Source organism: Mycobacterium sp. WUMAC-067 (genome assembly GCF_020217485.1).
Taxonomy (GTDB): Bacteria; Actinomycetota; Actinomycetes; order Mycobacteriales; family Mycobacteriaceae; genus Mycobacterium.
The window spans coordinates 37,931-59,559 of the sequence record NZ_JAEKMI010000027.1 but is presented as its reverse complement, the minus strand read 5'-3'; the positions used below and the strand labels follow the sequence as shown (position 1 = coordinate 59,559).

Genomic DNA, 21,629 nt, shown 5'->3' with positions numbered 1-21,629 from the left:
GAGCTCGTCTATGCACCATACGTACCGGAGGCAATGTATGGCCATAGCCACACGCCGGTCAGGAGCCGTACGCCCGCAGCAGCGCCCGCGTGCGAGCCCGGCCCTCCGGCGACGGATCGAACGTCGCGGCGACGTACTCGTCGACGCCTGCGGCACGCAGTTCGTCGAGTCGGCTGCGGACGGTGTCCTCGTCGCCGATGATGGCGGCATCCTGCGGCCCCGCGTAACCCTCGCGGTCGAGCATCGCGCGGTACGACGGCAACTGGCCGTAGATGGCGAACTGTTCGGCCGCCTGCTTGCGGGCGGCGTCGACATCGTCGGTGACGCTGATGGGCAACGAGGCGGCGACGCGCACCTCGTTTTCCCGGCCGGCGTCGGCGGCCGCCTGCCGCAGCCTCGGGCCGACATGCTCGGCCAGTGTCTTGGGGCCGGTCATCCAGGTGCAGGTGCCCGACGTGCGCCGCCCGGCGATCTTGAGCAGCTGCGGACCCAGGGCCGCGATGTACACGTCGGGGCGCGGCGCCTCGGAGATCATCAGCGCACCGCGGGTGGTCACCGTGTCCCCCGCCGCGGCCGCGGGTTCACCGGCCAGCAGGGGCAACAACCCGTCGAGGTACTCGTTGAGCCTGCGCACCGGCTTGTCCCACGGGATGCCCCACATCCCCTCGGTGACCGCCTGATGGGTCATCCCGAGCCCGAGGGTGAACCGGCCACCCGAGGCGAGGCTCAACGTGAGGGCGCGCTGCGCCATGAGCATCGGATGCAGATTCTGGATCGGCACCACACCGCTGGCCACCTCGATGGTGTCGACCTCGTGCAACGCGATGGCCAGGATCGTGAGAAGGTCTGGCTCATAAGGCAATTGGCTCATCCACACCCGGGCAAAACCCTCGTCTCGCAGCATCTCGAGGTTGGCGATCGTTGCGTCGATCGGCGATTGACTGCCCGATCCGCTGAGTTGCCCGAACAGAGAAACCTGCATGACCATCACGCTCCTTCGCGTCGCCTCCGGGAAGGTTATCGCCCTTCGCCGGGGTGCACCCAGGCGGAGGGCGCCTAACCCGGCTCAGCCGACGATGTCGAAGACCGCCGCGGCGGAGGTGACGGCCTTGTCGGCGTTGCCCTCGTCGTGCAGCAGCATGCGCACGCCGACGCGCCCGCGCCCGCCGGGATGTGCCGTCCCCTCGACTCGGAAGGGACCCACCTTGCCGCGGGACATGAACATCACGTGCCAGCTGACGACCTGCAGCATCTTGGTTCCCGCGACCTCGGCGGCCAAATCGATTGCGGCGGCCTCGAGAACGACGTGCTGGGGTCCGATGTGCAGCGCTGCATCCGGTGACGCGAGTTCGGTGCTGAGCTCGGGCAGCACCCAGTGGCCGTCGTCGCGACGGCTGGCGCCGAAGGCCTGCCACAGCGGTGGCAGGTCGGGAGAGTCCTCGATCACCAGTTCGGTGCCCGAAACATCCATCCTGTCCAAGCCTTCGGGCGGGATGCCGATGATCGCCCCCTGCCCTTCGTCGAAGGCGATCACCCGCTGCGGATTGTCGGCGTCGACGATCATGCACCGCCCGTAGCCCATGGTGCGTCCCTGGTGCACGACGCCCGACCCGACGATCTCCACCCGTGTGACGTCGTAGCCGGGGTCGACGATCTGTACCGACGCGATGACCGGATTGGGCACGGCGACCATGTCGGTCTGGCAGCCCTCCGGGGAGGAAATGGCCAACGGCGCCACCATGATTCCGCCCGCATCGTTGCGCATGTCGCGCCGGATGGTGACGGTGTCGTCGGTCTCGCCGAGGTTCATCGAAGAGTGTTTGCGGCCGATGTAGCGGTAGCTGAGCAGCCCCGTCCAGCGTCGGTACAGTTCGTCGCGGTAGGCGTCGGAGTCCCCCGCCAACTCGCGGATGTCACGCAGCTGATCGCTCAATTACGTTCGCCTCCCGGGCTTTTGCCGCGTCGCACCTGATTGAACGGCACGCCGCGGTCGTCGGCACGCTCGCGCGGAAAGTTCAGCACGCGTTCGCCGATCACGTTGCGGGCCATCTCGGTGGTGCCGCCGCCGATACTGGCGGTCTGCCGGCCGAGATAGCGTGTCCCGATGTCGAGCAGCGCGCTGCCGTCCTCGACCACGGCCGACGTCCCCGACACGGCGAGGGCGGTGTCGGTTTCGACGTCGTGCACCGCGGCCATCGATAGCCGGATGATCGATCCCGCGGTCGGCGGCAGCGCTCCGCTGGCGACGGCATGAAAGACGTGCTCGCTGAGCTGACCGTGGACCGTGCGGTGAACCAAGGCGCGCCCGATCATCTCCCGGACCCGTTCGCTGTCGTGCTGGTTGGTCTTGTCGACCAACGTCAGCAGGTCGACCGAAACATCTTCGGCCTCAGCGATTCCCGGCCCGCTGGTGTATTCAGAACCGTCGCCCATGCTGCGGCGCTCGTGGTAGAGCTGGCGCGACGCGACCTCCCAGCCTTTGCCCGGTTCGCCGACAACGGCGTCATCCCCCACGTCGACGTCGTCGAAGAACTCTTCGCAGAATTCGATCGACCCGTTGACCTGTTCGACGCGGTTGATCGTGATGCCGGGATGCCGAAGCGGCACCAGAAACATCGTGAGCCCGTCGTGTTTGGGCACGTCCCAGTTGGTGCGGGCCAGGCACAGGCCGTAGTCGGCGGCGAATGCCCACGTGCTCCAGGTCTTGGCGCCGTTGATGATCCATCGCCCGTCGCGGCGTTCGGCGCGGGTGATGACGCCCGCCAGATCCGATCCCCCGCTGGGTTCCGAGAGCAGCTGCACCAGCACCTCCTCGCCGCGTAGCGCGGCCGGGATGTGGGTGCGCTTTTGCTCCTCACTGCCCATATCGAGAATCGTGGCGCAGCAGATGGCGAAGGACGGGACGTTGAGCAGCAACGGGGTCTCGTAGCCGAGCGACTCGGCGTCAAAAGCCTTCTTGTATTCGTAGCCCAGCCCGAGGCCGCCATACTCGCGCGGGAAACAGATGCCGGCGAATCCGCCCTCCCACAGGAGCTTCTGCAACTCGCGGGCCCGGCGCCACGACGGCAGCTGATCTCGCTCCAGCGACGCCGCCTTGGCCGGATCGAGTCGTGGCATGTTCGCGGCGAGCCAGGCCCTGGCCCGGCTCCGGAATTCCTCGACCGACTCGGAAGTCACCGGTTGGCCTCTCATTCGACCATCGTCCTTGTGCTGGGCGACTGTACAGCAACGGATACGCGGGTGTACAGGCGCGCTAAGGGTGTCAGACCCCGTGTCCGGCGCCGGGTCGCCCGCAAGTAGTCTGCCGTCGACTCGTGCCCGAGGCGTGCGGTGAATTGTTCGGCTGGTCGTCGGCGCTCAACGGCCTGGCGATCAAGGAACCAACATGCCCAACGCACATCCCCTCGACGAGGCGGTCCGCCTCGACACGATCAGCGCGGACGTCAGGCGCGGTCGCACGCACGCGGAGTGGGCCAACATGGTCGGGCCGTTCGGCGGGATCACCGCCGCCGTCATGCTGGCCGCCGTCGAAGGACACCCCGACCGCATCGGGGAACCGCTTGCCCTGACCGTCAACTTCGCCGCACCGATCGCCGACGGCGACTTCGACATCGGGCTTCGGGCCGCGCGCACCAACCGCACGAACCAGCATTGGATCATCGAGCTCAGCCAGGACGGGGTGGTCAGGACCACGGCGACCGCGATCTTTGCGATCCGGCGCGAGAGCTGGGCCGACACGGAAGCGCAGCCGCCGAGCGCGCCGGCCCCTGAGCAGTTGTCCGCGGTCGATCCGGGCCTCGTTCGATGGACCGGCCTCTACGACACGCGGTACGTCGAGGGTGTGATGCCCGGCAAAGGCGAGGATCCCAGCCCCTCCTCGACCTCCACGCTGTGGGTGCGCGACGGCGCGCAACGCCCGGTCGACTACCCGGCCCTCGCGGCGCTGTGCGACATCTTCTACCCGCGGGTGTTCCTGCGTCGCGGCGGCTTCCTCCCGTCCGGGACGATCTCATTGACCACGTATTTTCACGCCGATCAGCAGCAACTCGCGGCCGTCGCGGGCGATTTCGTGCTGGCTACCGCCCACGCCAACCGCTTCGCAAACGGCTACTTCGACCAGAGCGCACAGGTGTGGACCCGGGCGGGCGGCCTGCTGGCCACCACACATCAGATCGTCTACTTCAAAGGCTGACAGGTTTACACTTCGCCAGGGAAACGTCACGCCAGGACGCTTACGGACAGAATCGAGCCGCAATGACAGAGAGCGCGGAAAGCCTGGTCGCCGACACACTGCCGGCGATCGAATCCATCAAGCAGCTCAAAGCCCGCTACTGCCGCTACCTGGACACCAAGGACTGGGCGGCCTGGCGAACGATCTTCGCCGACGACTTCGTCAGTGATACCTCCGAAGCGGGCGGCAAGGTGATCGCCGGCGCCGACGACTTCGTGGCCTTCACCCGCGGGGCCCTGGGCCGCCCCACGCAGGCCACCGCGCACCAGGTACACACCCCCGAAATCGAGCTCACGTCGGCAACGACGGCGCGTGGGATATGGGCGCTGCAAGACGTCGTGCGTTTCGGCCCCGGGGTTACCTTGGTCGGCTACGGCCACTACCACGAGACCTACGAAAACGTCGCCGGCCGATGGCTTATCAAGAGCTCCAAGCTCACTCGACTCCGCGAGGACATCGTGACGCCCCTGTTCTCGATCTACGTGTCCCCCCGAATCCGCACGGCGATCGGCAAAATCGCCGGCCGGCTGATGGATCGGTGACGCGTCGTGGCTGTCGACACCGTGCTGGTCACCGGCGCGTTCGGACAGGTCGGTAGGCGCTGCACGCAGCTCCTGCTCGAGCGGGGGCGCACCGTCGTGGCGATGGATCTGCGCAACGACAACACCGTGGCCGTCGAGAAAGCACTGTCCGCCGGAAATCACCCTGGGACGCTGATTCCCGCCTACACCGACCTACTGGACGCCGACGCGGTGCGCGATCTGGTCGGCGCCCACCGGCCCGGCGCGATCGTTCATCTGGCCGCCATCGTCTCCCCACCTTCGTATCGCAATCCCGGATTGGCCCGGCGCGTCAACGTCGGTGGCACCGAGCATCTCTTGGCGGCCTGCGCCGCACTCCCCCGCCCACCGTTGTTCCTCATGGCGTCCAGCGCCGCGGTGTACGGATCGCGAAACCCCTTCCGCCAGCCCGAGCGGATCACCCCGGACACCCCGGTGAACCCCGTCGATCAATACGGACAGGACAAAGTGCTTGCCGAGGCGGCGATCCGCGCCAGCGGCCTGCCCTACGCGCTCTACCGGCTCGCCGGCGTCATCTCGCCGGACACCCAGGCCAGCATCAATGGTGACTACCTCATCCTGATGCGGTCGATGCCGAGCGATAACCGCATCCATGCGGTGGATGCGCGTGACGTGGCACTGGCGTTCGCCAACGGTGTCGACCGCGAAGCCACCATTTCCGGCAAGGTGTTGCTCATCGGCGGCAACGACACGTACGTGCTCCATCAGCACGTCCTGCAGGACGACCTCATGACCGCGGCAGGCCTGGGCCCGCTCGGCCCCTCGGCCGGCCTGCCAGGCGACCCGGGCGACGACCGCGGCTGGAGTTTCACCGGTTGGTACGACACCACCGAAGCGCAGGCGCTGCTCGAGTTTCAGGAGCACGACTGGCAGCAGACCGTGGCCTGGCTCGCCGAGTCGCAGGGCCCCATGCGGAACGTGTTGCGGCTGCTTGGCCCGGTGTTGCGTCCGATCCTGCGCGCCGTCTTCATGGTGCAGCGCCGGCTGGAGGGACGCGGCCCGTACGCCGACCCATGGGGATTGATCGAAAAGAAGTACGGCACAGCGGCGTTGGCCAGCATCGACTAGCGCGAGGCAAACCAGACGGCGGCTTTGCGGATCGAGTCCTCGACGGGTTCGGGCGTCCAGCCCAGTTCGCAGGTGGCCTTGGAGTGGTCGAGCGGCGACATCAATTCGGCCATCCGGATTCCCGCGTAGGCGAACGGTAAGTCGCGGCCCAGCAGCCTTGCCGCCGCGTCGTTGACCCGCGCCCCGGCACGCAGCACCGACATCGGGATGCCGACGCGCGGTGCTCGTCTGCCGACGGCGGTGGCGGCGATTGCGTGCAGCTCCCGGACGCTCATGTACCTGTCGGAGACGATGTAGCGTTCGCCGTTGCGTCCGTGCTCGGCCGCGAGAAGCATTGCCCTGGCGGCGTCTTCGATGCCCACCACTTCGGCCGAATAATCGAAATAGAACGGAAAGCGACCCTTGGCGACCAAAGCAATCAGCGAACCGTGCGGGGTCGGTCCCCAATCCCCCGGTCCGTAGGTGGTGGAGATACACATCGCCACACCCGGCAGGCCTTTATCCCGTGCGTACGACAGCAGCAGATCTTCGCCTGCCACCCGCGCCTCGATGTATGCGCCGCCCTGGTCCCAGTTGTGCGGGTCCTGTTCGGTGACCGGTTTGTCGTCGCTGATCGCCAAAGCGCCTGTGGTGCTGGTGTATACGAACTTCTTCAGGTCGGCGCCCAGGGCCGCTTCCAGAACGTGGCGCAAGCCCTCGACGTTGGTGCGGAACAGCGGCGCCGGATCACGCAGCCACATGCGGGCGTCGACGACGCAGTAATAAACGACGTCGCAGCCCGCCATCGCGGCGCGGAGCGCGGCGTCGTCGAACACGTCGCCGTAGCAGCGCTCGACATCGAGATCATCGATACCGGCCGTGGAGCTGGTGCGGCGCAACATGACTCGCACGTCTTCGCCGGCCGCCACCAGCTGTCGGGTGACGTGTGATCCCAGGAATCCGCTGGCGCCGATTACCAGCTTCTTGTTGGCCACTAGCGGTCGATCCATGCCATTTGCGCCTCCGCATGGTGCCCTCCCACGGGTGGGGTGAGAAAATCGAGCCGCGCCAGTTGGTCCGGGGCCAGCTCTATCGCGTCGGCCCCCACATTTTCTTCCAGGCGGGCGACGCGTTTGGTGCCCGGGATCGGCACGATATCGGGGCCTTTGGCCAGCAGCCACGCCAACGCGACCTGGGCCGCCGTGGCGCCGATGTCAGCGCCGATGTCGCGCACTTCGTCCGCGCACCGTAGGTTGTGCTGGAAGTTCTCGTCGAAGAACCGCGGATTTGTCTTGCGATAGTCGGTGTCGGGAAGCTCGCGGGTGGAACGGACGGTACCGGTGAGGAAGCCGCGGCCCAGCGGCGAGTAGGCGACAAACCCGATCCCCAGCTCGCGCAGCAACGGCAGTATCTCCTGTTCCTGGTCGCGCGTCCACAGCGAATACTCCGATTGGACGGCCGTGAGGGGATGCACCGCGTGCGCGCGGCGGATGGTGTTTACGCCGACTTCGGAAAGACCGACGTGCCGGATCTTCCCGGCGGCGACCAGTTCGGCCAGTGCGGACATCGTGTCTTCGATCGGGGTCCGGCGGTCGAGGCGATGCTGGTAGTACAGATCGATGTGGTCGGTCCCCAGCCGCCGCAGCGAACCGTCCACGGCCAGACGGACATTGGCGGGGCTGCTGTCGAGCCCGTCACGGCCGGTATGCGAGATGAGACCGAATTTGGTCGCCACCACCACCTGATCACGGCGGCCCTTCAGGGCACGCGCCAGAAGTTCCTCGTTGACGTAGGGGCCGTAAACCTCGGCGGTGTCGATCAGGGTGACACCCAGGTCGATGGCGCGATGGACGGTGCGGATCGATTCGGCGTCGTCGCTGCCGGCGCCGGCATAGGCCACCGACATTCCCATCGCGCCCAGTCCAAGGCGGCCGACTTGCAGGTTGGCGAGGCGCGCTTGTTTCATGGAGTCATTGTGCGCCCAGCGGCTTCACGCGATGGGACGGGTACCGTGGCGCTGTGTCCCGCGTCGAGCTTCCCCCGATCTGATGGGCCGCGCAAACAGCCAGCGGCCGGCCCGCGATCTGGCAGTCGACTATTTCCGCGTATCCGGAGTGGTGTTGATCGTGCTGGGACACTGGCTGGCCGGGTCGGTGACCTACCACGAGGGGCAGTTCGGCCGGCAGAACCCGCTCGTCGACATGCCCTGGACCCAGTGGCTGACCTGGCCCTTCCAAGCGGTGCCGACGTTCTTCCTGGTCGCGGGTTACGCCGGTGCGGTGTCGTGGACGCATCGGCGCGAAACCGATGGAGTCTCGCGCCAGACCTGGTTGCAGCATCGGCTGGCCCGGGTGCTCGGGCCGACCGCGGCATACACGGCGTTGGTGTCGGTAGTCGTTGTTGCGTTGAGCTTTTGCGGCGTTGGCGGTTCGGTCCTCGAGTACGCCGGCTGGGCGGTAGCGATGCACCTGTGGTTCCTGGCCGTGTATCTGGTGGTGGTGTCGTTGACGCCGGTTGCGATTGCCGCACACCGCCGTTGGGGGCTGTGGGCGCCGGCGTCGCTCGTGTTCGCGGTTGCGGTCATCGATGCCGCCAGGCTCGGCGCTCACGTGCACTATCTCGACTGGGTGAACTACCTGTTGGGCTGGGGCGCGTTGTATCAGCTCGGGATCGCTTGGCGCGGTGGGCTGTTGACCGGCCGCAGACCCTGGCTGCTGGCCGCCGTCTCGGCGGCGGGGCTGGCGGTGTTGATTTGGCTGCGGGTCTATCCGATCAGCATGATCGGCGTCCCGGGCCAGACCATCGACAACACGACACCACCCACGGTGGCGCTGTTGGCCTTTGGCGGCGCGCAAGCGGGCATTGTGATGGCGCTTGCACCCACCCTCAACCGCGCGCTGCGCGCCGTCCGTGTCGAGCGGGCGCTGTCCATCGCCAACAACAACATCATGGCCCTCTACCTGTGGCACATGATTCCCGTCGTGATCGTGGCGATCATCGGGTATCCCACCGGACTCTTGCCGCAGCCCCCCGAAGGGAGCGCCGCCTGGTGGCTGGCCCGCCTGGAATGGGTGGCGATACTCAGCGTCGTGACCGCGGTCGAGATCGCGCTGTTGTGGTGGGCGCGAAGGGTTTTCGCGGCTCCCCTGCCACTGCTCGGTGTCCCACTCACTGAGCGTTGGGCCGAGCCGGTGATGCTCACCGGCGCCGCGATGGCGGCCTACGCCCTGGCCGTCGTCGCCGCAGCGGGCTTCGCTCCCGATGGGCGTTTCCCGTGGCTGATCGCGGTGGTTTTCGCCGCCGGGGCGCTCTGCGCGGCGTTGCGTCCCACGGCCCGCCCAGTGAACACGCTATGAAGAAGCCACCGGCCGAGCGACGATCACCGGCACCCGGGCCGAATGCAGCACCGCGTTGCTGACGGACCCCAACAGCATTCTGGTCAGCCCACCTCGTCCGTGACTGCCAACCACGACGAGCTGTGCACTTTCTGATTTGTCGATGAGGTGCCGCGCCGCCCGATCGCGGGCGATGAACCGGTGCACGGTGACGTCGGGATAGCGTTCTTGCCAGCCCGCCAGACTCTCCGACAGGCTGCGTTGCGCTTCACCTTCCACGACCGGCCAGTCGATTTCAAATACTTCGTCGATGGCGGCGTCGCTCCATGCGTGGATTGCCACCAGGTCGACCCCGCGACGCGACGCTTCATCGAACGCGATCTCCGTTGCCAGTTCGGAAGCCCGTGAGCCGTCGGTTCCCAGGACGACCGGAGCGTCCGGCGAATCCGGTAGCCCTTCGTCGCGGATAACCGCGACTGGACAATTCGCGTGACGGACGACGGTCGAGCTGACGGACCCGAGCAGACCCCGGGCCAGCAATCCGCGCCCGGAGCCGCCGATGACGATCATCTCCGCAGTATCGGACATCGTGAGCAGCGCCGATGCGGGCGTCGAGTACACCAGCTTTCTTCCGATGGGCACCGTGCGATCCGCCGGCATCGCCTCCTCGGCGACCTTCACCGCGTGCATGATCGCCTGTTTGCCTTCGTCTTCGAGATTGGTGACGAGGGATTCGGGGTACGGGACCGGCGGGAATGTCGCCGCGGGGGTGGACACCGCGTGGACGACGGTCAGCGAGATGCCCCTCATCGCCGCTTCCCGGGCCGCCCAGCGCGCGGCGACCGTTGATGCCGACGAGCCGTCGACCGCCACGACGACACCGAGTTGTTTGACGGGTCCGGGCATTTCGTTCTCCCTCACTCATCAACAACGCTACCCGAGGACGACCCGCCTGTCGTGAGGCTTAGGTTTCTCGATCGCCGGGCCGCAGTGCCGTCGCCGGCGCTTAGATCTGGCGGCGCTGCAGCCGCGCGATGATCCAGAACGGCAGCGCCACGAAGACCGTGCCGCCGATGAGGTTGCCGACGGTGGTGATGCCGATGTTGGTGAGCAACCCGTGCGCACCAAACCCCCAGCTGATCGCGCCTCGCGGTGCGGACGGGTGGAAGAGGTTGAGCAGCAAGGGAAGACCGAGAAAACCGACATTGGCTATCACGTGTTGGGTGCCGCCGATCACGAATGCGAACGGGCCGTAGAACGCGAATGTCATCCGGGCGACGTCGCTGCGGGCCTTGAAGAACATGCACATCGAGGTCTGCAGGAACCACGTGCACACCACGGCGAGCAGAAGGGCGGTCCAGAAGGGTTGGCCCGCCTTCAGCGTGCCGACGGTCGCCGCGCGGTCGGCAAAAGCGCCCAGGTAGGGGCCGCCGGCCGCGGCGCAGATGGTGACGAATACCAGTGCACCGACGATGTTGCCGATCAGTCCGACGGTCACCAGCAATGCGTAGTTGCCAACGCTCAGCGTGCGTTTGAGCACGGCAAGGAAGCCGGCGGCCATGTCCGCGGTGATCAGCGACATCCCCGACACCAGGATGAGGACGAAGGACATGCCGAACGCCAGGCCCATCAACAGGCTTGCCACCCCAGGGGTTTTGACGCCGGTACTGACCACCAGGGCCAGCAGCGCCCCGAACGCCACCATTACGCCGCCGACCAAGGAGCGCATCAAAAATGCCCACGGATGCGCGGCCTTCTCCACCGCCATGGCCGCTACCCGATCCACCATGGCGCCTACGGCCAGCGGCTCGAAGGGGTCCTCGCGGGCACCGTCGAGGGCGCCGCCGGTAGGCACCGCGGTCACCGGGTCCGCCACCGTTACCGAGTTCGGCAGCAGCTGCGCTTGAGCGTTGAGCGTCATCCGTGTTCGCCCTTCCGTAAGGTGTTGACCGCGTTGAGGACTCCAGAGATGTGGTCCTCGCCGAGCTCTTCGTCGTCGAAGACGTGGCCGAGCAGGATCTTGAGGTCGAGCATCTGTTGCAGATAGATCAGGCACGGGGGGCATTCGTCGAGGTGCTTGGCGACGATCGGGCCCCACTGCCGCGGGTCGGAGTCGACGAGGTCGTCGACCAGGCGGACGAAGTCGACGCAATCGATAGCAGGGACGGTGTTGTCGTGAACGGTCATCGTCGATACCGCTTTTCCAGTTCGTTTCGGAGTTTTCCCCGGGCGCGGTAAAGCAGTGCGCGCTGCGCCTCGTTGGACAGTTCGAGAAGCTCGGCCGCCTCGTCGGCCGATATGCCGACGATGTCGCGCAGGATGACCAGTTGGCGTTGCCGCTCGGGCAAGGCATCCAGCGCCGCCCGGACGTAGCTGACGAGTTCGCTTTGGACGGTGTGATCTTCCGGCAGAAAGCGGCGGGACGGCGGCACGCGCCAGTGTCCGGCATCGGGGTGGCCCTCGGGATGCATGCGGCCCGACAGCGGGTCTTCATCGGCGGCGGCCAGCACCTCGTGATGGCGGATTCGTGATTCGCGGCGCCGGTGCCGTGCGGTGGTGTGCTTGACAATCCCGAACAACCAGGTGCTCACCGAGGAGCGCCCCTGGAACGAATCCGACGATTGTAGCACTTGCACCCACGCCTCCTGCACGGCTTCTTCGGCCACCGCCGGCGAATCCACCATGGTCCGCGCGAAATTCACCATCGGGCGGTGATAGTCGCGCACCAGGCTGGCCAGCGGAACCCCGCCGACCAGGAGTTGCGATTGGGTGCCCTCCGGCGGCACCGCCACCGGAGTCACCATCGTCGACCCGTGCTCACGCGCATCGGGCCAACTCCCAGCGCAGTTGGCCTTCGGACGGCGACTGGACGGGGATGAACGCCGCCTCCCGGTAGCGCCGACTCACCGGCGTTCGGCTCGCATACCCCTTGCCGCCGGCGGTTCGGATCTCCAAATCAGCGCTGGCGCTGGCCAGTTCGGCCGCGGCGAGCCGCAGCGACAGCAGCTCCTTCTTGGTGGGCGTCCGGGGACCCCCGACGGCGGCGGCGACATGCGCCAGCGTCGCCTCGGCCTCGGTCAGCTTGTCCGCGACGCGGTCGACGTCGGCACCGAAGACCGAGTTGACGCCGCCGAGGCCCAGCCTTGCCTGCTCGAGCGCCGTCCTGGCCAGCCCCAGACACATCGCCGACTGCAGGACAAGGAAAGTCGGGCGGACCGCCTGCAGGAAGCCCTCGAAATCCCGCGACAGCACCTGACCGTCGGGGACGACTGCGCGGTCCAGGTTCAGATACGACGACGCCGTGCTCCCCATGGCCAGCAGATCGAAGTGCTCACCCAGGAGAACCCCGGGTGTGTCCAATGGCAAGGCGACGATCAATCTCTCGCCGGCATCGGTACGCACCGCCGTCACCATGGTCGAGTCCGGGTACAGGTTGCTGGCCCACCTGATCGGACCGGACACCCGATAGCCGCCGGCCACCGGTGTGGCGGTCAATTCCACGCTGCCGCAACCCGCTGCCTCCTTGAACGCCGCGGCCATGCCGGTGACTCCCAGCACGTTTCCCGACAGCAATGGACCGACGGCGGTCGCGCTGAACGGGGTTGCGGCGGTGAGTAAATACTCGACCGTCATGCGATGGGCCCACAGCGAGAACCCGGTGCTCATGCAGGTCCCGGAGATCAACCGGATCACCTCGGCCATCGTCGGGAGCCGGCCGTCGGCGTTGCCCGGGGCGCCCAGCCCGAGCAGGCCCGCCTCCCCCAACCCGGTGAAGCTGCGACGGGAATGGCCCTCGCCGCCGTCCAGCGCCGCGGCGTGGGCCCGAATGTCGTCCAACAGGCCGACATCCAGCCGGCCGGCCGCGGGATCCAGGGTCGCCGTCATTGCGCTACCTCCTGAGGCTGCTCGGCGGAGTGTTGCCACGCGTAATCGAGGAACTTGCCGTCGAATGTGACGACCACTCGGTCGCCCTGCGGGTGCGGACGGCGCCGCACGCTGAGCTGAAAGTTGATCGCGCTCATGATGCCGTCCCCGAATTCTTCATGGATGAGTTCTTTGATCGCCGGACCGTAGACGGCCAGCGCCTCGTGGAACCGGTAGATGGTGGGGTCTTTCGCTATGGTCGCATCGAATCCCCGGTGCGGCATCATTTGCAGTACGGCCACGGCCTCCTCGTCGAGGCCGAGGAGCGACGCCACTGCCCGGGCGTCGCCGGCCGAGAGCGGATGCTGCCCAAGCAGCGCCGCGACGGTCCACACCGGGTCCTTGCCGATGGTTTCGGCGATCTTTGCCCAGCTGAGTCCTTGTCTGGCGCGGGCCAGCCTGATGGCCGCGGCGAGGTCGGATTTGGTCAATGTATTTGCCATGCTTCGGGTTTGAGACACAATGCTTATCCGGTGCGCAGGGACGATTCGACGCTCACCGGGTTGCGAAACGTGTTCACGACCGGCGACCACGCGATGGCGTTGTCGTGGATCTCCTTGAGCGTGGCTTCGTCGGCATCGCCGGCCAGGCTCACTGTGCAGCGGACCGCGCTGAACCCGAGGCGCTTTCGTTGCGGGGTGTCCCCCACGCCCCACACCGCGGAGATGTCGATGTCGCCTTCCATCTCGACCTCGATTTTGGTGAGGGTCACACCACGGTGTGTGGCGTTGGCCAACAGTCCCACGGACACACATGAGCCCAGCGCGGCCAGGGCGGTCTCGGAGGGATTGGGCGCCGAGTCATCACCCAGCAGCGCGGGCGGCTCCCCCACCAGCATCGGCGCCAGGTCGCGGACATAGGTCATGTTGCGAAACCCCGTCTCACACACCGTCTTGGCTTTGAGCGTCTTCTTGCCGGTCTCGGGGTTGGCCTTGGCGTTACACGACAGCCGGTCAAGGCCTTCGGCGTCGATGACGAGCGCGTCGGTCATGTGTGTTTCTCCGTTTCTCGCTGATTCTGCGGTGTCACGGAGTTAGTGCGCGGCGGGCATCGATGTGTGACGGCGGGTGAGATTGCTTTACCGGCCCGTCACGAAACATCACATGGACGAAACGCGGCGCCGCTCAGCGGCCCCCGACGGGGCGACGATGTTTGCTCAGCCGAACAGGCCTTGGCCGATGTAGTGGCCCTCAGCGGGCGCGGGAGGGACGGCGAAGATTGCTGATCCGATGTGACGGATGTATTCGTTGAGCAGATCGTGGGCACCCAGGCGGTTCTGCAAGCGGATAAAATCTTGCGGATCGTTTTGATACGAGATGAACAGCAGGCCGGCATTGAGTTGGCCGTTGGCGTCGAGACCGTCGGTGTAGTTGTAGGACCGCCGGCGGATCATGATGCCGTCGTTGTTTTCGCGGGCGGCCAGCCCGACGTGCGACATCGGATCGATGAGCGGGTTGCCGTCGGCGCCTTTGGCGGCGAAGTCGGGCGTATCGAATTCGGCCTTTCCGCTCAGCGGCGCCCCTTCGTCCTTGGTGCGGCCGAAGATCCTCTGCTGATTGCCGATCCGGTCGACATCCCATGTCTCCAGCAGCATCCGGATCTTGCGGACCACCTGGTAGGTCCCGCCGTTCATCCAGGGCTGGTCGCTGTTGTCGACCCAGACGAATTTGTCGTACTCCGCGCCTGTGGCGATATTGCGGGTTCCGTCCTTGAATCCCAACAGGTTTCGCGGTGTGTGCTGGCCCGGCCCGGCTGAGGCGCGGCCGAATCCCAGCACCGCCCAGAACGGGGAGACGATGTTGCGGCCGAGCCGGGCCAAGTTGCGCACGGCGTGGTAGCAGACCTGGGGGTCGTCGGCGCACGCCTGCACGGACAGGTCGCCGCCGTGCAGGCGGGGATCGAGGTTGTCCCCGTTGAGCGGCGGCAAATCGGTGAACCCGGCGGGCCGGCGGGCGGCCAGACCGAACCGGTCGCCGAACAGCGCCGGCCCCAATCCGATGGTGACGGTGAGGCCGGCGGGGCTCAGCCCGTAGGCCTCTCCCGTGTCGGCGGGCGGCTGCACGTCGACCTGCGGCTGCACGGTGCCGACCGGCTTGCCCTGCTGCAGGATCGCGGCCGCGGCCGACCATCGCGCCAACAGGGTCTGCAGCTCGGTGCGGCCGGCGCCGGCGGCCAGGGAGAAGGACATGAACATGGCGTAACGCTGCGGCGGGGTGTCGATTCCGCCCTGATGCGCCTGACCGTAGAAGGGGTAACTGCGACGCAGGTCGACGGTGTCGTCGTCGTCGTCGCCGCGCTGTCCGGCCGCCATCGCGTGCCCGGCGAGGCCGCCCCCGACGGCACCGATGGCGGCGCCGCTGAGCCCGGCCAGCATGGCGCCACCGATCGCGCGCCGGCGCGATACCGCGGCCGAGTCCGGCTGCGCGCCAACGTTGTCCGGGCCGTTGCCGGCGAAGCCGGTCCTGTCGTCGGTCACGATCAGCCGCCCGCGACGACTTTTTGGGCGACGGTGGACATGCTCTGATGAAGCGGCTGGATGACCGCGGTCAGCTTCGGCGCGTCGCTGGCCTGCAACGCGGGGGTGTAGGTCCGGTAGCCACCCAGCGCGGTGGGGTCCCGGTACCCGTCCAGGACGGCGAGGACGCTCTGGAACTGCTGGTCGATCAGCTTGACGAGGTTGGCGTCGATCCGTTCCAGACCCGGCCGTAGCGACGCGTACGCCTGCTGGGCGCCTTCGACGTTGCCTGAAAAGTCCACCAGGTCAATGTGACTGAAGGCCTCTTCCTCGCCGGTGATCTTGGTGTTTTGGATCTCTTCGATCAGGTCGCTGGCACCGTTGGCCAAGTCCTCGGGCTTGTACGCCAGGGTGGTGAGGATGCCGTTCAATTTGCCGACATTGTTGACCAATTCGGTGCTGGACGCCTTGGTTGCCGGGGTGATCGCGCCGCCCTGCCAGAGATCACGCTCGATGGCGTGGAAGCCCTTCCACCCGACCTTGGCGTCGACCGGGGTGGACTCCCGCATATCGATCAGATAGTCGAGGTTGCCGGCATTGTCACCGACCGCGAAGCCCGGCAGCACGAAGCCCTCCACGGTGGATTCCGAACGCTCCCAGAACAACCGGGCTTTGGCGTAGGACACCTTCGCGGCGTCGAGGTTGCCCGACTGCACCGCGGCATCGAGGGACTTCACGCCGTCGTTGAGTTGCGCGATCTGGTTGACGATGTAGGCCGCGTAGTCCTTGGTGCCCTGGCTGAGGATGCTGGCCACGGTGCCCGTCGGTGTCGCCGGCGCGGTACCCGTCACCGTCAGGGTCTGGTATTCGGTGCTCGCCCCGGGGCAGTACAGCTGGTAGGCGCCGCCGTCTAGCGTGACGGTGAACGACACCGGGTCCAGGCCGGGTGCGAGGTTCTCCTTCTCGCCGACGATCCGCTGGTCCCTGAGCAATTCGACTTCGTTGATCCCGGGCGCATTCGTGTTGGCCACCGTGAAGGTCACCGGCCCGGCGGGCACGGCGTTGGTGTCCAGCGCGCAGCCGTCCTTGCCGCCGGTATTGGTCATGGTGACCTTGACCGCGTTGGTGCCGCCCGGCCTCGGTTGCGCCGCGGGAGCCGAGTTGGCACTCCGGTGGCTGCACCCGGTCGTAGCCAATAGCATGGCCGCGATCAAAGCCGTTGCGGCCAAACACGTCTCAGAGGACCGCCACCCGGGCCGCGCGGTGCGCTTCACCATCAATCGTTGTCCTCTCTCGGGTGGCCGGCGTGCCGTTGCCGCATCGAGGCTATAGCGCCGAGACCGCAGACCAGGGCGAAACCGCCAAGCACCAGTGGAAGCCAAACATTCCAGAGCTGGCGGTCCCCGCGATTGCGGCCGCGCGCGACGATCTCGGCCGCCGTCGAGTGGTCTTCGGCGCCGGAGGTGGACCAGTCCGTCGCCAGCCCGCCAAGACTGACGGTCTTGGCCCCGGCCAGCCCGCCGCCGGTCAAAATCGCCGTGCGGTTGCTCGTCGCTTGCGCACTCACCACGAAATCGCCCCGCGCGAGCACCGTATACACCGTGGTCGTTGACCATTGACCCTGAAACGGCCCCGGAGTGCGGCCCACCCCGAGTCCCACGGGCAGCCGGCCGCCCGTCATGCTCAGCAACTGCTCCAGCGTGACTTCCGGCGCACCGTCGGCCCCCGCGGCCTCGGAAGCCTGCCATACCTGTACGGGTAAGCCGTCCACGGTTTGATCGTCCGCCGGGACAAGCAGGATGTGTCGGACGGTCGAGGTACCCCGGGGAACCACGGTCAGCTCGCGGCCGTGCGGCCCGGTCGCCATCGACACCGCAGCGGTGTGGCCCGAGCGGTCGGTGACGGTGCGCGCCGGTACGTTCGGCGACGCGCGACCGGCGGGCGTCATGATCGCCAACCCGGCCGCGACGATGAGCAGCAGCGCCGAGGCGGCCGCCAGCAGCCGGCCCCGGGCGCGCGGCGCGGCGGCGAGCCGGGCCGGCCACAGGAACACGATGAGCACCGGCACGGCATACAGCAGCCAGCCCAGCACTTCGATCAGCCGCGGGTCGGCGGGGATGCCGAACACGCCCGCCGTCACCGCGCCCAGGACGGAGTTGCTCGGGATCCACCCGGACAGGTCGAGCACCTGCTGCTGGCCGATGCTCACCCAGCCCGCCTCGTGCGCGGTGCGCAACGCGCCCACCACCAGCCCGGCGGCGATCAGCACCAAAAACACCCCGGTCACCCGGAAGAACCGGCCGAGGTTGAGTCGCACACCACCGAAGTACAGGCCCACGCCGAGCCCGATCGCCGCCGCGATGCCCACGGCGCCGCCGAGCAGGGCGAACCACCGGTTGCCGTGCGACGTCTCGGCGGCGGCCAGCAAGAACACCGACGTCTCGAAGCCCTCTTTGAGGACGGCGAGAAACGCCATGGCGGCCAGGGCCAGCGCGCCGCCACGATTGATCGCCTGCCGGGCCCCGCGCTCGAGTTCGCCCTTGAGCTGCGCGGCGTTGCCGTTCATCCAGATGATCATCGACGTCACGAACACCACGGCGATGGCGTTGATGACGGTCTCCATCATCTCCTGCTGGACCTGCGGCAGGCTCGCGGCGAACAGGTCGAGACCGACACCCATCGCGACGCTGAGCAACACGGCCAGGGCCACGCCGGCGAACATCGGGCGGATCGTCTGGCCGTTGCGCTTGAGGAAGGCGCCGACGATGCTCACGATGAGCGAAGCCTCGAGGCCTTCGCGGAGGCCGATGAGGAACGTGCCTATGAATACGCCGAATACGCCCTGCATGCGCCCTATTTCTGTCCCGCCGATCGGGATTTCGGCTTAGCGTAGCCGACCTAGCGGTGCACCAATGGGCTGGTTGCTCTCTAGAATCACCCGGTGCGCTGCAGCAGGTAACAGTGCACTGCGAATCGGTTGCGGATCAACGCGATCGGTGTGTATCGGTGGGCAGACCTGTTGACAAATGCCATCTTTTCTTCTGCCGTCGACAGCAGCGTCCACTCGGGCGTGAACCTGCGCTGGATCTCCAGCTGATCGAGCCCGAGAAATCTGACCGGGCCACCGGGCGGGGCGGCGACAATCAACAGTCGCGCCCCGGGGGCAGCCGCCGCCGTGACCTCCTGGACGTAAAGATCGCGGTCGCTATCACTCATCCCGTGCAAACACCCGTTGTCCACAATCAACTGGAATTTCGCGTCGATCCCGGCTCGACTCAGGTGCGTGACGTCAGCCTGGACGAAATCGACCGCCACGCCAGCAGCACGAGCCTTGGCGCGGGCCCTTCCGAGTGCCTTCGGCACGAAGTCAACTCCGGTGACCCGCCATCCATGCTGGGCAAGGTAGATCGACGAGTCTCCGGTGCCGCATCCGACATCCAGTGCCCCTCCCGGTGGCGACGCGGGTAGGTCCGCGGTTCCCTCGATCAGCTCCCGTAGGCCGTTCGCCTCGGCATGACCGTCCCAAGGGGTAAAGCCGAGCCGATAAAAGACCCGAAACAAGGTGTGTCGAGAAGCCATACCCCACGGTATGCCTCGATCGACGCCGATCAAATGCGGCGCTCGACGCAGATCTCGACCTGACGTGAAGCGGCAACGGGCAAGAGCTTAACTACGTCGGCAGGCTCAGCACACCGGCTGCGTCACGAAGTCGATGAGTTCCTCGACCCGGCTGATCAGCGCCGGCTCCAGGTCGTTCCAGTCGCGCACCCGCGAACGGATATGCCGCCAGGCCCTGGCGATGTCGGCCTGATCGGCGTGGGGCAAGCGAAGCGCCTGGCACGCGCCGTGTTTCCAGTCCACCTGCCGCGGCACGTCCGGCCAGGCGGTCAGCCCCAGCCGCTGCGGCTTCACGGCCTGCCAGATGTCGACGTAGGGGTGACCGACGACGAGGGTGTCGGTACCGCCCGGGCCACGTCGCACCGCGTCGGCGATGCGGGCCTCCTTGGAACCGGTGACGAGGTGGTCGACGAGCACTCCGAGGCGTCGCCCCGGGCCGGGCGCGAACTCGGCGACGATGTCCACCAAATCGTCGACGCCGCCGAGTTGCTCGACGACGACACCTTCGATCTTCAAGTCCTCGCCCCACACCTGTGCGATGAGTTCGGCGTCGTGGCGGCCCTCGACATAGATTCGGCTGGCGCGGGCGACTCGCGCGCGGGCCCCCGGTACTGCGACCGAGCCCGACGCCGTCCTGGTCGGGGCCGCTGGCGACGCCCGCCGCGGGGCGGTGAGGATGACGGGTCGTCCTTCGAGCAAATACCCAGGGCCCAAAGGAAAGCCGCGCACGTGACCGCGCCGGTCTTCCAGGTCCACCCGGCCGTATTCGACTCGCACCACCGCGCCGACGTAGCCGGTTTCGACGTCCTCGACGACCAGGCCCAATTCGGCCGGGTGTTCGGTCGAGCGGGGCTTGCGCCGTCCCGCGGCCAGCACATCGGTTCCATAGCGATCCACCACGCGGCAATAGTAGAAAGCCTTGTGGCCAAACAGTGTTACGGCACGCCAGGATGGGGCGATGGTCGGCAAGATCACTCTCGGCGGCAGCGCGGGCGAACCGCAAAAAGCTGCGTTTAACTGTGTGGCGTTACCTGGCTGATGACATCGCCGATGGTACGTTGCTAGCCAAGGCAAGCACTGCCGCTCATGTGCAACTTGCGGCGGTTAGCGAGGTGGACGTATGGACTTGTCGCATTGGGTGACAAGCATTGTGGCGTTTGTGCGGGCCGGTTACCCCACCGGCATGCCGGCTCCCGGTCACGTGCCGCTGGTGGCGTTGACGCGCCGACGACTCTGCAGCCACGACATCACCGCCATTGCAAGCGATCTCATCGCGCGTCGCGTCTGGCCGATCAACCCCGTTGATATCGGGGTGGAGATCACCCGGATCACCAACCAATTGCCGACGCCGGATGACGTCGAGCGTGTCCGGCGTCGCGTCCATGTGATTCGCTGCTCGCGCGGGTAGCTGCGGCCGGCTTCGGCGCCGTCACGGTGATTTTGGCACCGGGCCGCCGCACGCGGCGAGATAGTCCGCGTAGTTCCAGGTCCGCAGAAACTGTTGGCCCGCTTGCAATCCTCGTTGGTAGAGGGCTTCACGCTGCTGCACGGTGATGTCGAAGTCGATCGGGCTGACTTCGTCGGCGGACACGAAGATGGTGCGCCGGACGGTGCAGGGATCGTCGATGTAGGCGTTGTCCTGGTTGCTCACCAGCGTCTCTATCGCGGCGAGCCCCAACGACACCGGACCGTGGACGGGATGCGTGGGCGGGATGCCCGGACGCGCGGACAGCCGGATACCGAATGTGGGCCACCGTGGTTGGGCATCAGGCCGGTCGAACAACTGGACCGGAAAGTCCGATAGCAATCCGCCGTCCACCCACGTCGCGCCGGCGACCCGAACGGGCTCGAACACGTATGGAATGGCCGACGACGCGTGCACCGCGCGCGCCACCGAAAAATCATCGGGGTCGATGCCATACGTGCTGAGGTCCCACGGGATCCGCACCAGCCGGCGCCGCGACAGGTCGCTGGCCGTCACCACGAGGGACCACGCGAACTGGTCGGGCTGTTCCCCCGTGCGCAGATCGCCGAACGTCCGGACGCCCAGATCACCGAGCAGCCCGGCGAGCAACTGTTCGAGGTAGGCGCCCCGATACACACCGTCCGACGTCAGCAAGGACAGCGCCCCGCCGATCAGCGGAACTCGTCCGATCAGATTGCGGTCGAGGAACTTCCGGTAATCGATGGCGCGCATGATGTCGGCCAACCGGCTGATCGGCTCACCGGCGACCTGCAGGGCGGCCACCAGTGAGGCGACGATGGCGCCCGCGCTGCTTCCCGCGACGCGGGGAAACCGGTACCCGGCCTGGTCGAGCGCATCCACCGCTCCCACCAGTCCGATCCCCCGGACACCGCCGCCTTCGCACACCAGGTCGGCACGCACGTCACTCACTACCACCACCCTAACCGCACGGAGCCGGGCTGTGCCTGCACGG

23 protein-coding genes are annotated in these 21,629 nt (G+C 67.0%); 5 read left to right on the top strand and 18 right to left on the bottom strand.

Annotated elements, in window-relative coordinates; translation table 11 throughout:
• Positions 1-58: 58 nt before the first annotated feature.
• The 3 genes from JF781_RS18725 to JF781_RS18715 all read right to left on the bottom strand — a co-directional run bounded on the left by JF781_RS18725 (position 59) and on the right by JF781_RS18715 (position 3,177).
• The gene (locus JF781_RS18725; RefSeq protein WP_225326772.1) at positions 59-988 is read right to left on the bottom strand and encodes a TIGR03564 family F420-dependent LLM class oxidoreductase; all 930 of its coding nucleotides are present in this window, start codon (positions 986-988) and stop codon (positions 59-61) included.
• A 78-nt stretch (positions 989-1,066) separates the two neighbouring features.
• Positions 1,067-1,933 (bottom strand): hypothetical protein, encoded by an 867-nt coding sequence (locus JF781_RS18720; RefSeq protein ID WP_225326773.1) that lies wholly within the window; start codon positions 1,931-1,933, stop codon positions 1,067-1,069.
• Positions 1,930-3,177 carry an acyl-CoA dehydrogenase family protein gene (locus JF781_RS18715; protein ID WP_225326774.1) on the bottom strand — a complete coding sequence of 416 codons (1,248 nt, stop codon included), beginning with the start codon at positions 3,175-3,177 and terminating at the stop codon, positions 1,930-1,932. The genes JF781_RS18720 and JF781_RS18715 overlap by 4 nt, the downstream gene beginning before the upstream one ends.
• Positions 3,178-3,385: 208 nt before the next feature.
• On the opposite strand from JF781_RS18715, the gene JF781_RS18710 reads away from it, so the two are divergent.
• From JF781_RS18710 to JF781_RS18700, 3 genes are all read left to right on the top strand, one after another.
• Positions 3,386-4,192, top strand: a complete 807-nt coding sequence (locus JF781_RS18710; RefSeq protein WP_225326775.1) for an acyl-CoA thioesterase II — start codon at positions 3,386-3,388, stop codon at positions 4,190-4,192.
• Between the two features lie 62 nt (positions 4,193-4,254).
• Positions 4,255-4,773 carry a nuclear transport factor 2 family protein gene (locus tag JF781_RS18705; RefSeq protein ID WP_225326776.1) on the top strand — a complete coding sequence of 173 codons (519 nt, stop codon included), beginning with the start codon at positions 4,255-4,257 and terminating at the stop codon, positions 4,771-4,773.
• A gap of 6 nt (positions 4,774-4,779) precedes the next feature.
• On the top strand, positions 4,780-5,880 hold the full coding sequence (locus tag JF781_RS18700) for an NAD(P)-dependent oxidoreductase (protein ID WP_225326777.1): 1,101 nt from the start codon (positions 4,780-4,782) through the stop codon (positions 5,878-5,880).
• Here the strand turns inward: JF781_RS18700 and JF781_RS18695 are convergent.
• Complete coding sequence (locus tag JF781_RS18695; RefSeq protein WP_225326893.1) at positions 5,877-6,854, bottom strand: NAD-dependent epimerase/dehydratase family protein; 978 nt, start codon at positions 6,852-6,854, stop codon at positions 5,877-5,879. The two genes, JF781_RS18700 and JF781_RS18695, sit on opposite strands and share 4 nt — an antisense overlap.
• Positions 6,854-7,825: an aldo/keto reductase gene (locus tag JF781_RS18690; protein ID WP_225326778.1), complete on the bottom strand. Its 972-nt coding sequence runs from the start codon at positions 7,823-7,825 to the stop codon at positions 6,854-6,856. The genes JF781_RS18695 and JF781_RS18690 overlap by 1 nt, the downstream gene beginning before the upstream one ends.
• Positions 7,826-7,907: 82 nt before the next feature.
• Between JF781_RS18690 and JF781_RS18685 the strand changes: the two genes are divergently transcribed.
• A complete protein-coding gene (locus tag JF781_RS18685; RefSeq protein ID WP_225326779.1) occupies positions 7,908-9,215 on the top strand; it encodes an acyltransferase in 1,308 nt (435 codons plus the stop codon).
• Here JF781_RS18685 and JF781_RS18680 read toward each other — a convergent pair.
• The 12 genes from JF781_RS18680 to JF781_RS18625 all read right to left on the bottom strand — a co-directional run bounded on the left by JF781_RS18680 (position 9,210) and on the right by JF781_RS18625 (position 20,091).
• On the bottom strand, positions 9,210-10,100 hold the full coding sequence (locus JF781_RS18680) for a universal stress protein (protein WP_225326780.1): 891 nt from the start codon (positions 10,098-10,100) through the stop codon (positions 9,210-9,212). The two genes, JF781_RS18685 and JF781_RS18680, sit on opposite strands and share 6 nt — an antisense overlap.
• Before the next feature lie 100 nt (positions 10,101-10,200).
• On the bottom strand, positions 10,201-11,115 hold the full coding sequence (locus tag JF781_RS18675) for a formate/nitrite transporter family protein (protein ID WP_225326781.1): 915 nt from the start codon (positions 11,113-11,115) through the stop codon (positions 10,201-10,203).
• A complete protein-coding gene (locus JF781_RS18670; protein ID WP_225326782.1) occupies positions 11,112-11,381 on the bottom strand; it encodes a hypothetical protein in 270 nt (89 codons plus the stop codon). The genes JF781_RS18675 and JF781_RS18670 overlap by 4 nt, the downstream gene beginning before the upstream one ends.
• Complete coding sequence (locus JF781_RS18665) at positions 11,378-11,998, bottom strand: RNA polymerase sigma factor (protein ID WP_225326783.1); 621 nt, start codon at positions 11,996-11,998, stop codon at positions 11,378-11,380. Before JF781_RS18665 ends, JF781_RS18670 begins: the two co-directional genes overlap by 4 nt.
• A 13-nt stretch (positions 11,999-12,011) precedes the next feature.
• On the bottom strand, positions 12,012-13,079 hold the full coding sequence (locus tag JF781_RS18660) for an acyl-CoA dehydrogenase family protein (protein ID WP_225326784.1): 1,068 nt from the start codon (positions 13,077-13,079) through the stop codon (positions 12,012-12,014).
• Positions 13,076-13,561, bottom strand: coding sequence for a cyanase (gene cynS / locus JF781_RS18655; RefSeq protein ID WP_225326785.1), 486 nt, complete (start codon positions 13,559-13,561; stop codon positions 13,076-13,078). The genes JF781_RS18660 and cynS overlap by 4 nt, the downstream gene beginning before the upstream one ends.
• 23 nt (positions 13,562-13,584) lie before the next feature.
• On the bottom strand, positions 13,585-14,109 hold the full coding sequence (locus tag JF781_RS18650) for an OsmC family protein (RefSeq protein WP_225326786.1): 525 nt from the start codon (positions 14,107-14,109) through the stop codon (positions 13,585-13,587).
• A gap of 165 nt (positions 14,110-14,274) precedes the next feature.
• Positions 14,275-15,594, bottom strand: coding sequence for an iron uptake transporter deferrochelatase/peroxidase subunit (efeB, locus tag JF781_RS18645; RefSeq protein ID WP_225326787.1), 1,320 nt, complete (start codon positions 15,592-15,594; stop codon positions 14,275-14,277).
• A gap of 2 nt (positions 15,595-15,596) precedes the next feature.
• The gene (gene efeO, locus JF781_RS18640; RefSeq protein WP_374109718.1) at positions 15,597-16,775 is read right to left on the bottom strand and encodes an iron uptake system protein EfeO; all 1,179 of its coding nucleotides are present in this window, start codon (positions 16,773-16,775) and stop codon (positions 15,597-15,599) included.
• Positions 16,776-16,849: 74 nt separating this feature from the next.
• Positions 16,850-18,421 (bottom strand): iron uptake transporter permease EfeU, encoded by a 1,572-nt coding sequence (gene efeU / locus JF781_RS18635; protein ID WP_225326789.1) that lies wholly within the window; start codon positions 18,419-18,421, stop codon positions 16,850-16,852.
• 86 nt (positions 18,422-18,507) lie between these two features.
• A complete protein-coding gene (locus JF781_RS18630) occupies positions 18,508-19,152 on the bottom strand; it encodes a class I SAM-dependent methyltransferase (RefSeq protein WP_225326894.1) in 645 nt (214 codons plus the stop codon).
• A 105-nt stretch (positions 19,153-19,257) separates the two neighbouring features.
• Positions 19,258-20,091 (bottom strand): DUF3097 domain-containing protein, encoded by an 834-nt coding sequence (locus JF781_RS18625; protein ID WP_225326790.1) that lies wholly within the window; start codon positions 20,089-20,091, stop codon positions 19,258-19,260.
• Between the two features lie 220 nt (positions 20,092-20,311).
• Here JF781_RS18625 and JF781_RS18620 point away from each other — a divergent pair, with 220 nt between their 5' ends.
• The gene (locus tag JF781_RS18620; protein WP_225326791.1) at positions 20,312-20,599 is read left to right on the top strand and encodes a DUF3349 domain-containing protein; all 288 of its coding nucleotides are present in this window, start codon (positions 20,312-20,314) and stop codon (positions 20,597-20,599) included.
• A 21-nt stretch (positions 20,600-20,620) separates the two neighbouring features.
• On the opposite strand, the gene JF781_RS18615 is transcribed toward JF781_RS18620, so the two are convergent.
• Positions 20,621-21,586 carry a patatin-like phospholipase family protein gene (locus JF781_RS18615; RefSeq protein ID WP_374109717.1) on the bottom strand — a complete coding sequence of 322 codons (966 nt, stop codon included), beginning with the start codon at positions 21,584-21,586 and terminating at the stop codon, positions 20,621-20,623.
• Positions 21,587-21,629: the final 43 nt, after the last annotated feature.